This window comes from Ralstonia sp. OTU4908 (assembly GCF_038440115.1).
Classification (GTDB): Bacteria; Pseudomonadota; Gammaproteobacteria; order Burkholderiales; family Burkholderiaceae; genus Ralstonia; species Ralstonia pickettii.
Genome location: NZ_JASATD010000003.1, coordinates 235,050 through 249,688 on the forward strand (window position 1 = coordinate 235,050; position 14,639 = coordinate 249,688).

General features: G+C 64.3%; 15 protein-coding genes. 8 read left to right on the top strand and 7 right to left on the bottom strand.

Going from position 1 to position 14,639, the window contains the following annotated elements; genetic code table 11:
• The first annotated feature begins 4 nt into the window (after positions 1-4).
• The 4 genes from AAHM38_RS04600 (at position 5) to AAHM38_RS04615 (ending at position 2,369) form a co-directional block, all read left to right on the top strand.
• Positions 5-679 (top strand): 3-oxoacid CoA-transferase subunit B, encoded by a 675-nt coding sequence (locus AAHM38_RS04600; RefSeq protein WP_116575289.1) that lies wholly within the window; start codon positions 5-7, stop codon positions 677-679.
• Between the two features lie 9 nt (positions 680-688).
• On the top strand, positions 689-1,324 hold the full coding sequence (locus tag AAHM38_RS04605) for a 2-hydroxychromene-2-carboxylate isomerase (protein WP_116575290.1): 636 nt from the start codon (positions 689-691) through the stop codon (positions 1,322-1,324).
• Complete coding sequence (locus AAHM38_RS04610; RefSeq protein WP_009240440.1) at positions 1,317-2,021, top strand: Crp/Fnr family transcriptional regulator; 705 nt, start codon at positions 1,317-1,319, stop codon at positions 2,019-2,021. Before AAHM38_RS04605 ends, AAHM38_RS04610 begins: the two co-directional genes overlap by 8 nt.
• Positions 2,022-2,114: 93 nt before the next feature.
• On the top strand, positions 2,115-2,369 hold the full coding sequence (locus AAHM38_RS04615; RefSeq protein WP_009240439.1) for a hypothetical protein: 255 nt from the start codon (positions 2,115-2,117) through the stop codon (positions 2,367-2,369).
• Positions 2,370-2,565: 196 nt separating this feature from the next.
• On the opposite strand, the gene AAHM38_RS04620 is transcribed toward AAHM38_RS04615, so the two are convergent.
• The 4 genes from AAHM38_RS04620 to AAHM38_RS04635 all read right to left on the bottom strand — a co-directional run bounded on the left by AAHM38_RS04620 (position 2,566) and on the right by AAHM38_RS04635 (position 6,969).
• Positions 2,566-3,303: an aspartate/glutamate racemase family protein gene (locus AAHM38_RS04620; RefSeq protein WP_039375101.1), complete on the bottom strand. Its 738-nt coding sequence runs from the start codon at positions 3,301-3,303 to the stop codon at positions 2,566-2,568.
• Positions 3,304-3,333: 30 nt separating this feature from the next.
• Positions 3,334-4,749 carry a dihydropyrimidinase gene (hydA, locus tag AAHM38_RS04625; RefSeq protein WP_116575291.1) on the bottom strand — a complete coding sequence of 472 codons (1,416 nt, stop codon included), beginning with the start codon at positions 4,747-4,749 and terminating at the stop codon, positions 3,334-3,336.
• 21 nt (positions 4,750-4,770) lie between these two features.
• The gene (locus AAHM38_RS04630) at positions 4,771-5,499 is read right to left on the bottom strand and encodes a maleate cis-trans isomerase family protein (RefSeq protein WP_116575292.1); all 729 of its coding nucleotides are present in this window, start codon (positions 5,497-5,499) and stop codon (positions 4,771-4,773) included.
• A gap of 162 nt (positions 5,500-5,661) precedes the next feature.
• A complete protein-coding gene (locus AAHM38_RS04635) occupies positions 5,662-6,969 on the bottom strand; it encodes an MFS transporter (protein WP_103519218.1) in 1,308 nt (435 codons plus the stop codon).
• Positions 6,970-7,184: 215 nt separating this feature from the next.
• Here AAHM38_RS04635 and AAHM38_RS04640 point away from each other — a divergent pair, with 215 nt between their 5' ends.
• Positions 7,185-7,967 (top strand): GntR family transcriptional regulator, encoded by a 783-nt coding sequence (locus AAHM38_RS04640; protein WP_009240434.1) that lies wholly within the window; start codon positions 7,185-7,187, stop codon positions 7,965-7,967.
• Positions 7,964-8,812 (top strand): fumarylacetoacetate hydrolase family protein, encoded by an 849-nt coding sequence (locus AAHM38_RS04645; protein ID WP_004627818.1) that lies wholly within the window; start codon positions 7,964-7,966, stop codon positions 8,810-8,812. The genes AAHM38_RS04640 and AAHM38_RS04645 overlap by 4 nt, the downstream gene beginning before the upstream one ends.
• An 18-nt stretch (positions 8,813-8,830) precedes the next feature.
• Here AAHM38_RS04645 and AAHM38_RS04650 read toward each other — a convergent pair whose 3' ends face one another.
• Genes AAHM38_RS04650 through nirK form a run of 3 tightly spaced genes read right to left on the bottom strand, consistent with a single transcriptional unit; the run spans position 8,831 to position 11,719 of the window.
• On the bottom strand, positions 8,831-9,415 hold the full coding sequence (locus tag AAHM38_RS04650; RefSeq protein WP_004627821.1) for an SCO family protein: 585 nt from the start codon (positions 9,413-9,415) through the stop codon (positions 8,831-8,833).
• Entirely contained in the window at positions 9,412-10,203 is a 792-nt protein-coding gene (locus tag AAHM38_RS04655; RefSeq protein WP_103519220.1) for a formylglycine-generating enzyme family protein, read from the bottom strand. Before AAHM38_RS04655 ends, AAHM38_RS04650 begins: the two co-directional genes overlap by 4 nt.
• 16 nt (positions 10,204-10,219) lie before the next feature.
• Positions 10,220-11,719 carry a copper-containing nitrite reductase gene (gene nirK / locus AAHM38_RS04660; RefSeq protein WP_009240432.1) on the bottom strand — a complete coding sequence of 500 codons (1,500 nt, stop codon included), beginning with the start codon at positions 11,717-11,719 and terminating at the stop codon, positions 10,220-10,222.
• Between the two features lie 271 nt (positions 11,720-11,990).
• Here nirK and AAHM38_RS04665 point away from each other — a divergent pair, with 271 nt between their 5' ends.
• Both AAHM38_RS04665 and AAHM38_RS04670 read left to right on the top strand, forming a co-directional pair.
• Entirely contained in the window at positions 11,991-12,281 is a 291-nt protein-coding gene (locus AAHM38_RS04665) for a DUF2249 domain-containing protein (RefSeq protein WP_004627827.1), read from the top strand.
• A gap of 32 nt (positions 12,282-12,313) precedes the next feature.
• Positions 12,314-14,590 (top strand): nitric-oxide reductase large subunit, encoded by a 2,277-nt coding sequence (locus AAHM38_RS04670; RefSeq protein WP_116575293.1) that lies wholly within the window; start codon positions 12,314-12,316, stop codon positions 14,588-14,590.
• The last annotated feature ends 49 nt before the right edge of the window (positions 14,591-14,639 follow it).

A 14,639-nucleotide genomic window follows, 5' to 3' on the forward strand; every position in this document is an offset into this window, starting at 1 on the left:
CGCCATGCAAGCCCTGCCCGAAACGCCCAAGCAACGCATTGCCGCCCGCTGCGCGCTGGAACTGCGCGCCGGCGAAGTCGTCAACCTGGGCCTGGGGATCCCCACGCTCACGGCCAACTACCTGGACGCCAATGCCGACGTCATCTTCCATACCGAAAACGGCGCCTTCGGCTTTGGCGGACGCCCGCCGCTGGACGCCATCGACAGCGACTTCACCAACGCCGGTTGCGAACCCATCACCCTGATGCCCGGCGCGGCGCTCATGGACCTTGCTACGTCGCTCGGTGCGATGCGCAATGGCTACATCGACGTGACGATCCTCGGCGCGTTGCAAGTGGATGCGCTGGGCAACCTCGCCAACTGGGCATGCGATCGCAACGGCAAATGGTGGCCCGGCATTGGCGGGGCGATGGACCTCTGCTACGGCACACGCAAGGTGATTGCCGCGCTGGCGCACACCGACAAACACGGCAACTCCAAGATCCTGCCGCGCTGCACGCTGCCGCTCACAGGCCGGCGCTGCGTGAAAGTCATCGTCACGGAGCACGCCGTATTCGACGTGACCGACGCCGGGCTGGTGCTGCGTGAAATCCTCTCGCATGCGACACTCGATGACATTCGCGCCATGACGGCAGCGCCCTTCACGCTGGCGCCGCTGCTGCAGATGCGCGCCGCCTGAGGAGACTGCATGCCCGCCACCGTCGATTGGTTCTTCGATGTCATCTCGCCGTTTGCCTACCTGCAGCTCGAACAGTTCGATGCGCTGCGGCAGGCCAACGACATCGTCATCCGCCCCCGGCCGCTCGTGCTTGGCGCGATCCTGCATCACTGGGGGCAGAAAGGCCCGGCGGAGATCGGAGCCAAGCGCGTGTTCACGTACCGGCATGCGCTGTTTCGCGCGCAGCAGCTCGGCATTCCGTTTCGCATGCCGCCCGCCCACCCGTTCAACCCGATCAAGGCGCTGCGGCTGACGATTGCAATGGGCGGCTCGCTCGATGCCGTGCGGGCGGTGTTCCGGCATATCTGGCGCGACGGCAACGATGTGGCATCGCCAGAAGGTTTTGCCGCGCTGTGCGAGGCGGTGGGCTTTGCAGAGGGCGCGGCCGCCGTCGAACAACCCGCCGTGAAAGATGCGCTGCGTGCGCACACCGATGCGGCCATCGCCCTCGGCGTGTTCGGGGTGCCCACGCTGGTGCACGACGGCGAGCTGTTCTGGGGTGAAGATGCGACCGCCATGTTCCTGCAAAGCTTGCGCGCCGACTGGCTCTCCACGCCCGAAGTGCAGCGCGTGAGCACGTTGCCGGTGGGCATTCAACGTGGCTGAGCACGAGCCCAGCTCGCGCCCCGGCATCAGCCGCGCGCGGCTGGCGCATATCGCGGCGTGGTCGATCGATCTGCACCCGGACGAAGCGGACCGCGCGTGCGCCGGCATCGTTGAGAAAACCTATGCGCGCGGCGCCTGCATCTGCCCAAAAAACACGTTGCTGGAAAGCTGGACGGGCGTGGTTACGGGTCTCATCAAGATCGGCACGGTGTCGCCCGAGGGGCGCAGCGTCACGTTTACGGGCGTGCCGGCCGGCGGTTGGTTCGGCGAGGGCACCGTGCTCAAGAACGAGCCGCGCCGCTACGACATCGTTGCGCTGCGCGATACGCGCATGGCCTTCATGGACCGTGCCACCTTCATGTGGCTGGTGGAAAACAGCGTGGCGTTCAACCGCTTCCTGGTCAAGCAGCTCAACGAGCGGCTCGGGCACTTCATGGCTCTGCTGGAATACGACCGCCTGCTAGATGTGACGCCGCGCCTGGCGCGTTGCATTGCGTCGCTGTTCAACCCGGTGCTCTACCCGGGCGCGGGCGATCACCTGGAGATCACGCAGGAAGAACTCGGCCTGCTTTCCGGCATGACGCGCCAAGTTGCCAACCAATCGCTCAAGGCCCTGGAGAAGGACGGTGTGGTCCGGCTCGAATACGGCGGCGTGACGGTCGTCGACCTCGATCGGCTGCGCAGCTACGGCGCCTGAAGACGCCACCTTTATTAACGAATCTTCATCCGGCGGAGCAGACCAGACCCGCTGGAATCGCGGCACAACAAGACAGGATCATTACGCTGCGGCATGCATCACCTCTTCCCGACGTATAGCCATTGGCGCTATCCAGCGCTGGCAGTGCGTGTGGCGGAGGTGGCGCGCGACCATGGGCCTGCCTCAAGAATCACCTTGGCCACATCCCGTGGCCGCGACTGCTACGGCACATGGCTTGTCGGCAGCGTCGTCACCTTGGCGCTAATCTTCCTGGCCATGGCGCGCTCCAGATCCGGCTGGGCACCGCAGGCGTTTGTGCAGGCGATGCTGGTTATGGTGCGCCTCTGAGCCATCGAGCCCACGACGCTTCCGGCTTACAGCGCCGAAGCAACCCTTGAGGTCATCCGCGCGTCAGGGCCAGCAGCGTCACCACGGCCGGCATGGCCGCTGCGGTAATGCCGGCCATGAGCGGGGCGCACCCCTCACCACAGCCCGGAGCGCCTCAGTTACAGCGCCCGCCCTTCGTACCGGCCAGACACGCCACCTAGGCCAGCATGGCAGCCAGCGCAGGAGGCAACCCGCGGTTTGGCTTGTGCGGCGGACGCGCAAAGCTGCCTTCCGCTGCACCGTTTGGCGCAAGCGCAATCAGGCTCTCGCAGTGGCGGATGGCGCTGGAGACGCCGTCCACGACCGGCACCGGAATGCGGTCCTTGAGTGTACGGGCCAGACCGGCGAGCGGCGCGCCGGCCACGATGATCACGTCCGCGCCATCTTCACGCACCGCTTGCACGCTGAGTTCCTCAAGACGTGCCGCGTGGTCTTCCTGCACGCTGCCGATGTCGCGTAGCGGCTGCTGCAAGGAGCGCACGCTCGCCAGCCGCGACGACAGCCCATTGGCGGCCACGCACTCGCGGTACCACGCCTGGATGCGGTTCGAAATGGCGATGATGGAAAAGCGCTGACCCAACAGGCAGGCGCTGGCCAGTGCCGCCTCGGTCATGCCCACCACCGGCACATTGCAGAGTTCCTTGATGCCGGCCAGGCCGGGGTCCCCAAACGCCGCCACCACCACGCCGTCGAACTGGCCGGCGTGCTCGGCAACGACGCACGCGGTGGCATAACCGCCCACCAGTGCTTCGAAGCGCGTTTCGATATAGGCCACGCCAAATGGCGCTGTCGCCATCGTGAGCGTGGTGCCGGGTGAAACGGAGCGACGCGCCTCCGCAAGGATCAACTCCGTCACGCTCTCGGAGATGTTGGGATTGACGACCAGAATACGCATGATGAAACCCTGAGAATCAAACCAGAAACGTCAGACCAGCGACGGCGCGCCCGCCGGCAGGAACTGCCCCCGCCCGGGTGCCGGTTCGAGGTACTTGCCGTTTTCGACCAGCATCTCGCCGCGCGAGAAGCAATGCACTGGCCAGCCCGTCACTTCAATGCCTTCATAGGGCGTGTAGTCGACCGCGTGATGCAACGCATCGTTGGTGATGCGCACGCGCCGCTCCGGATCCCACAGCGTGATGTCGGCATCGGCACCCACGGCAATGGTGCCCTTGCGCGGGTACAGACCGTACAGCCGTGCCGGGCGATACGACGTCAGTTCCACAAACTGATGCAGCGACAGCTTGCCGCGCGCGATGCCATCGAACAGCAGCGGCAACCGCGTTTCGATGCCAGGCACGCCGTTCGGAATATGGTCGAACGGTTGCGCCTTCCCCCCCAGCTTCTTGCCCTCCGGGTCGTCATAGTTGAACGGAGCGTGGTCGGAAGAGAACACGCTGAACACGCCCCCTGCCAGCGCGCGCCAAACAGCCGCCTGGTTTTCCGGATCGCGCGGTGGCGGGCTGCAGACGCACTTGGCACCTTCGTAGCCATCGTCACCGTGCAGGCCCATGTCTTCAGCGGTCAGGTAGAGGTACTGCGGGCACGTCTCGGCCAAAATCTGCAGGCCGCGGCTTTGCGCCCAGCGAATCTGCTCGATGGCTTCCTTGCCGGAGACATGCACGATCAGGATCGGCACGTCCACCAGCTCGGCAAAGGTGATGGCGCGGTGCGTGGCTTCACGCTCGACGGCAGCCGGGCGCGACAGGCCGTGGAAGCGCGGCGAGATGCGGCCTTCGCCCACCAGCTTCTCCGTCAGCCACGAAATGCAGTCGGCGTTTTCCGCATGCACCATCACCAGCGCGTTGTTTTGCTTGGCCACGTCAAGCACGTCCAGCATTTCGCGGTCGGACAGCTTCAGGTCGTCATACGTCATGTAGACCTTGAACGAGGTGTAGCCCTGGTGGATCAGCTCCGGCAGTTCGTGCTTGAGCACCTCGGGCGTGGGGTCGGCCACGATCAGATGGAAGCCATAGTCGGCTACCGCCCGGCCCTCGGCACGGCGGTGATAGTCGGCCACCGCCGCTTTCAGCGAGCCGCCCTTCTCCTGTGCCGCAAACGGGATCACCGTTGTCGTGCCGCCGCAGATGGCCGCGCGCGTGCCGGTGAAGAAGTCGTCGGCCATGCGCATGCCGTCAGGCATGGGCTGATCGAGGTGGCAATGACCATCGACGCCGCCGGGCAGCGCCAGCAGGCCACTGGCATCCAGCTCCCGCCCGCCGCGCGGCAAGCCGTGACCGAGCACGGCGATGCGGCCATCGCGCACCCCGATGTCGCAGGTAAAGCGGTCGGATGCGGTGACCACATCCGCGTTGCGAATCACCAGGTCGAGTTCCGTGGACATGCTTCGCGCTCCCTCATTCCGTTAAGCAACGTCCGCGAACAGGCGGCCCCAGCCGTGCAACTCGCGCGTGTCGACACCCGCCAGCCGCAGCGATTTCCACACGACGGTCGAGATGGTGTCGTACACCGGGATGCCCGTTTCCGCTTCCAGCGCTTCAACCAGATGCGCGGCCCGCAGGTTCGTGCAGAACGTGGTGATGGCGGCCGGCTTTTGCTGGGCCACTTCGCGCACCAGGGTACGGATCGTGTCTTCTTCCACGTCGGCAAAGCTGTGGTTGACGTGCAAGTCCAGATGACGCTCGGCCACGCACTTGAAACCGTGGCGCGCGTAGTTCTGCACGATGCGCTGCTGCACGTCATCCAGGTACGGCGTCACGAGGGCGAAATCGCGTGCGCCGGTCTTGGCCAGAATCTCGTTGAGCGCCAGCACCGAGGTGGTGGCCGGAATGCCGGTGGCTTCCGTGATCTGGCGGCACAGCGCCTCGTCCTTCTCAAAGCCGAGCCAGCCGGACGACGTGCCGTTCCAGGCGATCACGTCGACGTGCGCATCGGCCAGCAGCTTGGCGGCGTTCAGGATATTTTCCAGGTCGAACTGCCCCAGCGCCTGGTCGCGCAGCGAGATTTCCGTCACGGTAAAGCGCGAGAAATGCGCGCTGACGTTGGGCAGGCCGCTCACCATGGCGCTGGTAATGGGTTCCAGCGCCGTGTTGGATGATGGCGTGAGCATGCCGAGCTTGATGCGTTTTGTCATGGGAATCTTCTTCGTGGTTTGTAGGCCCCGGCACGCGCAGCAGCGGGCATCGGGGCTTGCTTGTTATGTTGATGAGTCGGGTCTCAGCTTGTCGCCGGAAGTCAGAAGCAAACGCCGCGCCGCAGGCGTAGATGGCATCGGCCTACGTGAGTGCATCGCACCTTAGACCGGCAGCTTCTTGCTGTAGTCGATCAGCAGCGTCGAACAGATGAACAGACCCGCACCGGCGGCTGCAAACAGCATCAGCGCCATGTCGTACGAACCGGTCGCCTGCACGATCAGGCCGACGATGATCGGCATGCCGACCCCTGCGAAGTTGCCGCCCAGGTTCATCGTGCCGCCCAGGAAACCGACACGCTTGCGCGTACCCAGGATCGACGGAATGCACCAGAACAGACCGCACCAGCGCAGGAAGAACAGCGTGGTCGACAACAGTGCCACGACGACGACCGGATCCTTGAAGCGCGCCACCGTGTAAATGGCGATCGTTGCCAGTACCGAAGCGATGCCAAACAGCGTGCGCAGCACCCGGGCTCGCGATGCGCCGGCGGCCATCCACTTGTCCGCAATCCAGCCGCCCACCATCTCGCCCACAAAGCCGGAGAAGAACATGGTGAACACGGCGCCGCCCATCTCCTTGATGTCCAGCCCGTGCACCTTCGACAGATAGGTCGGCATCCAGGTCAGCAGACCGTAGAACAATGCGTTGAAGCACATCCAGCCGAAGAACATGCCCCACACTGAGCGGTACTTGAAGAAGTCCAGCACGTTGCCGCTCAAGGCGGCGGGCTCGGCAGCCTGGTCGGCTGCGTGTGCCTCTTCAATGTAGGAGGCTTCAGCATCATTGACGGACGGATGCTCGCGCGGGTGGTTGCGGATGTACCACCACGCGAAGAGGCCTGCCACCATCGTGCCGATACCGGCCACCACGAACGACGTGCGCCACGAATTGAACTCGGCGATCAGCCCGGCGATGATGAGCGCGCCCAGTGCCGCGCCCAGCGGCGCACCGCCGTCGAGCAGCGTGGCACCGCGGCCGCGTTCGTTCTGTGTCATCCAGATGGCGTTGAGCTTGCCCCCGGCGGGGTAGATGGGTGCCTCAGCCGCACCCAGGCCAAGACGCGTGACCAGCAGCGGCACCCAACCGGTACACAGGGCCGCGATGGATTGGAAGAAGCCCCAGCCCAGCGTGGCACCGGCAATCACCACACGCGGGCCGAACCGGTCGGCGAGCATGCCGCCTGGGATCTGCATGAGCGCATACGTCAGAAAGAACGAACTCAGCAGTAAGCCTTGCACCGCGGGGCCGATGTTGAATTCCTTCGCGATCAGCGGCATCGCGACTGACAACGATGCGCGGTCGACGTAGTTGATGGAAATCAGCATCAACATCATCAAGAAAATCTTCCAGCGCACAGAGCTCTTCGTCTCCGTTAGCGCCATGGCCGGGGCCTGGCTTGCGGTTTCCATTACGCGTGTCTCCTGGTAGCTCGGAAAGCCCTTTCGAGAAGCGGGCTTGGAGGCCGGTCTTGACGCCGATCCTCCCGCCTTCGCCCACCGAAACGACCTCCTGAGTCGATTTGATTGGTTTGTGTTGCGCAACGTGGCTGAGTATAGGATACGTAATCTGTAATTACAACATCTGTAAGTTATTGATTTTATTGAACGTAAAAAGCACAATATCGGTGTGTGATAGCCTTTTGTGGTGCATCTTCCCCATTCTGGTGACGTCTGTGACCCAACCGCTGCTCCAATCCCCTCGCCTGCGTACGCTCGGCATGTCGGCCGAAATCGCCTCGCGTCTGCGCACCCTCATCGAAGAAGGCGAATTGCCGCCCGGCGCCCGTATCGACGAGCGTGCATTCTGTGAAATGTTCGATGTCTCCAAGACGCCGCTGCGCGAGGCGCTCAAGGTGCTGGTGGCCGAGGGTCTGGTGCTACATCGTCAGTACATCGGCTACCGCGTTGCGCCGCTCGATCTCGATGAACTGCGCGCGACCTTCGAAACGCTGCATGGGCTGGAATTCACGGCAGGAGAACTGGCGGCGGCCCGTCTGTCCGAGGTGGCTCTGGCGCGCCTGGAACGCAGGCACCAGGCGATGCTCGACGCGCACGCAGCAGGCCGGCGCACCGAGTACTTCCGCATCAACCAGGAAATTCATCAACTCATCATCGACGGCACAGCCAACCCCGTACTGGCCGGCATTTATGCGGCGTTGATGAGCAAGGTGCACCGCGCGCGCGGCGCAGCCAACGCGGACATGCTGCGCTGGCAGGAATCGCACGAAGAACACGAAGCCATCATGGCCGCCCTTCGCGAGCCAGGGCGCCCGCGCCTTGCACAAGTGCTGCGGCACCACTCCGAGAACACCGCCAAGGAAGTGCTGAGCGTCGTGGCAAACAGCCTCGCCGAGGCCAGCCGCACAACCCGATCAACCAAGGAATCCCCCAAGAAAGGAGCGCAATGAAACTCGTACGCGTAGGTGCACCCGGCGCAGAACGTCCGGGCCTGATCGATACGCAAGGCCGCGTGCGCGACCTGTCAGGCGTGGTCAGCGAGCTGGGGCCGCAGCAGTTGTCTGATGCCGCCCTCGCGCGACTCGCAGGCGTCGACATGGCGAGCTTACCGGTGCTGCCGGATGCCCGTTTTGGTGTGCCATGGACGGGCATCGGCAAAATCATCGCGATCGGCCTGAACTATGCCGATCACGCAGCCGAGGCCGGCTTGCCGCCACCCGCTGAACCCATCATCTTTCTCAAGGCCAACAGCGCACTGAACGGCCCCAACGATGCCGTCATGCTGCCGCGCGGCTCGGAAAAGACCGACTGGGAGGTCGAGCTCGGTGTGGTGATCGGCAAGACGGCGAGCGATGTTTCCCGCGAAGCAGCGCTCTCACATGTGGCCGGCTACTGCGTGGTGAACGATGTATCCGAGCGCGAGTTTCAGCTTGAGCGCGGCGGCACGTGGGACAAGGGCAAGGGCTGCGACACCTTCTGCCCCGTCGGGCCGTGGCTGGTCACGCGTGACGAAGTGCCCGACCCGCAAGCGCTTGGCCTGTGGCTCGACGTCAATGATGAACGTGCGCAGCGGGGCAACACCGCCACCATGGTATTTGGCGTGGCGCATCTGGTGAGCTACGTCAGCCGTTTCATGACGCTGCACCCGGGCGACCTCATTTGCACCGGCACGCCGCCCGGTGTCGGCATGGGAGCGAAGCCCCCGCGCTATCTCAAGGCCGGCGATACCATGCGCCTGGGCATCGACGGCCTTGGCGAGCAGATGCAGACGGTCGTCGCCTACACCAAAGCCTAAGCATGCGGCGCGGCGCGCTTAGCGCTGCGCCGCCACCAGCTTGCGCATCGCATCCACCAGTTTCGGATCGACCGCGCCCAGCGTATTGGTGCGCGCGTTGATGCGCCCTTCTGCGTCCAGCAGCAGGATCGTGCTCGAATGGTTGAAATCGCCATCTGCCAAGCGTCGGTACTGTACGCCCAGCAGCGCCGCCACCTCGCGCGTGCCGCTGGCGTTTGCGCGGGCGACTTGCCAGCGGTCGTCGGCGCCATGCGCGCTGGCCGTCTTCTTGAGCGCCGCAACGGAATCACGTTCGGGGTCGACCGTCACCATCAGCACCCGCACACCATCGTGCGCGGGCTTGCCGCCCTTGGCCAGGGTCGCGCGAATGGTCTCGAAGATCATCGGGCAGACCATCTGGCACGACGCATAGAACATGCTCACCAGCACCGGCTCGCCGCGCAGATCCGCCAGGTGAAAGACGCGGCCGTTCTGGTCGGTCAGCGCCACATCGGATTGATACAGCGAGGCCGAGGGCGCTGGCCCCGCAGCATGGGCACCGGCTGTTGCGCCGGCCAGCAGGAGCACCACAAAGGCGCGCCGGATAAAAGTCGTGAACATCATGGATGATCTCCATTGAGGGATCGGGCGCAGCGAAAGCCGAGGCTGCCTGTGGCGTCTGCGCCTTCAAGGGAAGACAGCAACGCCACGCGCATCAGCACGGCGTAGCTGTCGCGGCGGACGATGCTGATGGCACCGGCGCCGCAGAATTTCTGCTTGTCGGGGTCGCCCTGGGTGCGGCTGTCTCCGGCAATGAACAGTGCGTTGAAATCGTCGACCCATTCCCAGATCAGACCGTGCATATCGCGCACGCCATGGACATCCGCTGGACCGCCCACTGGTGGCAACACACGCGTGGCGGGCCGCTCGTACCAGCCGAGAATGCGTTGTGCCCATTGCGGGTCGTCGCGGGCGTCTGTGCGTGTGGCGTCGGCCGCGGCGGCGGATTCCCATTCCAGCCATGTCGGCAGCCGAGCGCCTTCGTTTTCGCAATAGGCACGGGCGGCAAACCAGCTCACGCCGGTCACCGGCGCTTGCGGCGACGCCTGCGCATCGGCGTGCGTCGCATCGGGCCAGTCGGCAAGGTAGGCCTTACCGGCAAAGACTTGCGGCACACGGCCACGCTGCCAGGCCTCGTGGCGTTGCACGAAGGCCTGGAACTCGCCGATGGTGACGGGCGTGGAGCGCAGCTCAAACGGCTCGATGCGCACCCGCTGCGGCTGCCCCGGCGCGTTCTGAGGCAGCACGCTGTCGAAGTCGCCGCCGGGCAACCGCACATAGGTGGCCCCGTGTGCGGTTGCACTGGCCAGCGCCATCAACATGGCAGCAATGTGCGAGGTCAGGCGGGACATGGTTGTGCGGATCCGCTCAATGTTCGGCCACGGCCTTGGCGGGCGCCGGCTGGGCACGCACCTTCTTGACGTCTTCTGCGCTCACGCGGCCGCCGGGGTTGTCCCAGCTGTTGAGCACGTAGGTCAGGATGTTGGCGACCTCGTCGTCATTGAGTTGTGTCATCGGCGGCATGACGGAGTCGTATTCCTGGCCATTGACCTTGATCTTGCCGTTCAGGCCATGCAGCACGATGTTCATCGCACGCTTGGGGTCAGCTGCCAGGAAATCCGACTTGGCAAGCGGCGGAAACACGCCCGGCAGCCCGGCGCCATTGCCCTGATGGCATACCGAACAGGTACCCGCAAACAGCGCGCGGCCGGCCTGCACCTGATCCTGCACCGTCAGCGTACCGCTCACCGACGCCTGGGTCGCCTTGGTGACGGCGCTCATGTTGGGCGCGGCACGATCGCCCAGGTACACCGAATCCAGTTCCTTGCCGGAATAGACCAGCTTGTTCTCCGCCCCATCGATCTTGAGGATGGCCATGGCGCCCTTGTTGAAGGCACGGAAGATCGAGTGGTCGACCAGCACATAGCTGCCAGGCACGCGCGCGGTGAACTTCACAACCGCCGCGCCACCCGCCGGGATCAACGTGGTCTGCACGTTCTTCTGCACGTTGGTGCCGCCCTCGTAGCGCACCTGATCGAAGATGGCGCCGATCACGTGGAAGCTGGAGACCAGGTTGGGCCCGCCGTTACCCACGAAGATGCGCACCGTTTCGCCCACCTTGGCGTGCAGCGCCTTGTCACCGGTGAGCGCGCCTTCCGCACCGTTGAACAGCACGTAGCTCGGGCGTTCGTCGATGGCCTTTTCCATGTCGAACGGCTGCAGGCCCTTCTCGCGGTACTTGCCGGCGGTGTAGAAATCGCCCTGCATGACGTAGTACTCGTGATCAACCTTGGGCAGGCCTTCGGGCGGTTCGACCAGGATCAGGCCGTACATGCCGTTGGCGATATGCATGCCCACGGGTGCGGTGGCGCAGTGGTAAACGTAAATGCCCTCGTTCAGCGCCTTGAAAGTGAACTGCGATTCATGGCCCGGGGCGGTAAAGCTCGATGCTGCGCCGCCACCCGGCCCGGTCACGCCGTGCAGGTCGATGTTGTGCGGCATCTTGCTGCTCGGGTGGTTCTTGAGGTGGAACTCCACCGTGTCGCCCTGCCGCACGCGGATGAAACTGCCAGGAACGGTGCCGCCGAACGTCCAGAAGGTGTAGCTGACCCCTTCCGAGATCTGCATTTCCTTCTCGACCACTTCCAGCTCCACGATGACCTTGGCTGGATAGGTCCGGTTGACCGGCGGCGGCACAAGCGGTGGACTCGTCAGGACGGCGTGGATCGGCTCCCCGCGTGGCGGCCCGAAGTCACCCGGTAACTTGGCGCTGGCGGCGCGGGCCGCAGTGCCTGCAAGCAGTGCGCCCAGCACCACAGAAATCAAGCCCGCGCGCATCAGGCTGCGGACGGTGTGAAGACGGCTCATTTTTTCCCCCGTGTATCGGTCTGGTGTCGTCCGCTCCACGTTAGGCCGCGGCGGCCATTAGGGCTTTGATACAGCGCAAACGAAAACCCGCCCCGACCGGCACATCCACCCCACCGCGTGGCACGCAAGCCCAGCCGTGGCCTGATTTGCGACTCAAGATACCCATAAAACAAGCATCTGACATACATCAATAACACCGGGGATTTCACTCACTAATATAGTTGCATCCTTAATGCATCTTTTTGATGCGACACCCACAGAGGGAATCCCCATGACACAGTCCGCCTCCACCATCCAGCTCGACCTCCGCGTGCTGGCGCCGCGCGAGCGCCATCCGCTGATCTTCTCCGCCTTTGGGGAACTCGGCATCGGGCAGAGCCTGGAGCTGATCAACGATCACGATCCGCGCCCCCTGCAGTCGCAGTTTCAAGTCGAGCGCCCGGGGCAGTTTTCCTGGGACTACCTTGAGCGCGGCCCAGGCACGTGGCGCGTTGCCATCACCAAGGTGGCGTCTGCCGCCAGTGCCGGCCACTGCTGCGGTGGTTGCGGTGGTGGCGCCTGAATTTCCGATTGCATCCTGCAAGGAACCTTGTCATGAAAACCAATCAAAGGCTGTGGCGGTGGCTCGGCCTGATCTTCATCCTGTCGTTCGGGGCATTGGGCTATCTGGGCCGGCAGATCTATCTGGCAGCGCCGCCGATTCCGCATGCCGTCGTCACCCCTGTGGGCGAGGTGCTCTTTACCGGTGAGCAGATCCAGCGCGGCCAGGAAGCCTGGCTGGCAGCCGGCGGCCAGCAGCTCGGCACCGTCTGGGGCCACGGCAGCTACGTTGCACCTGACTGGTCTGCCGATTGGCTGCACCGTGAAGCCACAGCGCTGCAAGCCATCCGCGCGCATCAGCAGTTCGATACCGATGCGCCGTTGACGACCGTGCAGCAAGCCGCCGTCGACGCCAGCGTGAAGGAGGAAATGCGCCGCAATACGTACGACGCAAATCACGACATCCTGACCGTGTCGCGTGAGCGCGCAGAGGCCATCCGCGGTGTGGCCCAGCACTTCGAGGCCCTGTTCGGCACCGATCCGTCGCTGGCAACGCTGCGCGATCAATACGCCATGGCCACCGGCGTGCTGCCGGAGGCGGCCGATCGTGAAGCCCTGGCGGCGTTCTTCTTCTGGACGTCGTGGGCCGCCGCTGCCGACCGCCCAGGCGAGACCGACATCTCGTATACGAGCAACTGGCCGCATGAACCGCTGGTGGGCAACACCATGACCGGTGGTGCCGCAGTGTGGTCGATGGTCAGCATCGTGCTGCTGCTGGGCGGTATTGCCGCCATGCTGTGGCTGCACGGCAGCAGCAAGCATGAAGAGGAGTCTGCGCCGCTGCCGGCCGATCCGTTCCTCAACGTGGTGGCCACGCCGTCGATGAAGGCCACGCGCAAGTACTTCTTTGCCGTGATCGGCCTGATGCTTGTGCAGATCGGCATGGGCGCCATCACCGCGCACTATGCGGTGGAAGGTGAATCGTTCTTCGGGATTCCGCTGGCGCAGGTGCTGCCTTACGTGATCAGCCGCACCGTGCACACGCAGCTTGGCGTGCTATGGATTGCCACGGCGTGGCTGGCCACGGGCCTGTACATTGCGCCGCTGCTGTCGGGGCGTGAACCGAAGTTCCAGAAGCTGGGCGTTGACCTGCTGTTCTGGGCGCTGATCTTTATCGTGGTGGGGTCCATCGCCACTGGCTGGCTCGGCACGCTGCAACATCGCGGTGCAGACTTCGGCTTCTGGGTCGGTAACCAGGGGCTGGAATACACCAGCATGGGCCGCGTGTGGCAAATCTTGCTGTTTGTCGGCCTGCTGTTCTGGGTCGTGCTGCTGGGCCGTGCCCTGTGGCCGGCACTGAAGACGCCGTCGGAATCGCGCGGCCTGATCGCCATGGTGTTCCTCTCGGCCACCTGCATCGGCGGGTTCTATTCGACTTCGCTGGTGTGGGGCCAACACACGCACTATTCGATGATCGAGTACTGGCGCTGGTGGCTCGTCCACCTGTGGGTCGAGGGCTTCTTTGAAGTGTTCGCCACCGCCGTCATCGCGCTCATCTTCACGCGCCTGGGCCTGATTCGCGCCAGCAGCGCCAACCGCGCCATCGTGGCCGAGACGATCGTGTTCCTGTTCGGCGGCATTCTGGGCACGCTGCATCACCTGTACTTCACGGGGACACCGACCTCGATCATCTCGGTGGGTGCAGTGTTCTCTGCGCTGGAAGTGGTGCCGCTTTCGCTGATCGGGCTCGAAGCGCTGCAGAACTATCGCCGCACGCAAGGCACACCGTGGCTCAATGCATACAAGTGGCCCGTGCTGTGCTTCGTGGCCGTGGGCTTCTGGAACACCGTCGGCGCCGGCCTGCTCGGCTTTGCCATCAACCCGCCCGCTTCGCTGTACTACGTGCAAGGTCTGAACATGACGGCCGCCCACGGGCACGCCGCGCTATTCGGGGTGTACGGCATGCTCGGTATCGGCTTGATGCTGTTCTGCCTGCGCGGCCTGTATGCGCGCAGCCTGCATGCCGATCGCCTGCTCAAGCCCGCGTTCTGGGGCCTGAACATCGGCTTGGCGATGATGGTATTCATGTCGCTGCTGCCGGCCGGCATCTATCAGGCCTGGGCGAGTGTCACCAAGGGCATGTGGTACGCCCGCTCGCCGGAAGTGGTGCACTCGAAAGTGATGGAAACGCTGGTCTGGCTGCGTGTGCCGGGTGACATCGTGTTCGCCATCGGTGCGCTTGTGCTGGCCTGGTATGCGCTGCGGCTGCTGCGCCGTCCGAAGGCCCAACAGATGGAGCCATTGCCGGCTTCGGCTCGCGCGACGCGTTAATTCCTCATCCAGCAGTCCTCCCAAAAACCCGCAGGGCCCGTGTCGATCT

Excerpts from the sequence above, each read along its gene's own strand:
- AAHM38_RS04650 (WP_004627821.1), bottom strand. The coding sequence starts at position 9,415 with ATGATGTTCACGACTTTTATCCGGCGCGCCTTTGTGGTGCTCCTGCTG.
- AAHM38_RS04615 (WP_009240439.1), top strand. The coding sequence starts at position 2,115 with ATGCATCACCTCTTCCCGACGTATAGCCATTGGCGCTATCCAGCGCTG.
- nirK (WP_009240432.1), bottom strand. The coding sequence starts at position 11,719 with ATGAGCCGTCTTCACACCGTCCGCAGCCTGATGCGCGCGGGCTTGATT.
- AAHM38_RS04665 (WP_004627827.1), top strand. The coding sequence starts at position 11,991 with ATGACACAGTCCGCCTCCACCATCCAGCTCGACCTCCGCGTGCTGGCG.
- AAHM38_RS04620 (WP_039375101.1), bottom strand. The coding sequence starts at position 3,303 with ATGCGTATTCTGGTCGTCAATCCCAACATCTCCGAGAGCGTGACGGAG.
- AAHM38_RS04645 (WP_004627818.1), top strand. The coding sequence starts at position 7,964 with ATGAAACTCGTACGCGTAGGTGCACCCGGCGCAGAACGTCCGGGCCTG.
- AAHM38_RS04600 (WP_116575289.1), top strand. The coding sequence starts at position 5 with ATGCAAGCCCTGCCCGAAACGCCCAAGCAACGCATTGCCGCCCGCTGC.
- AAHM38_RS04630 (WP_116575292.1), bottom strand. The coding sequence starts at position 5,499 with ATGACAAAACGCATCAAGCTCGGCATGCTCACGCCATCATCCAACACG.
- AAHM38_RS04670 (WP_116575293.1), top strand. The coding sequence starts at position 12,314 with ATGAAAACCAATCAAAGGCTGTGGCGGTGGCTCGGCCTGATCTTCATC.
- AAHM38_RS04605 (WP_116575290.1), top strand. The coding sequence starts at position 689 with ATGCCCGCCACCGTCGATTGGTTCTTCGATGTCATCTCGCCGTTTGCC.
- hydA (WP_116575291.1), bottom strand. The coding sequence starts at position 4,749 with ATGTCCACGGAACTCGACCTGGTGATTCGCAACGCGGATGTGGTCACC.
- AAHM38_RS04655 (WP_103519220.1), bottom strand. The coding sequence starts at position 10,203 with ATGTCCCGCCTGACCTCGCACATTGCTGCCATGTTGATGGCGCTGGCC.
- AAHM38_RS04635 (WP_103519218.1), bottom strand. The coding sequence starts at position 6,969 with ATGGAAACCGCAAGCCAGGCCCCGGCCATGGCGCTAACGGAGACGAAG.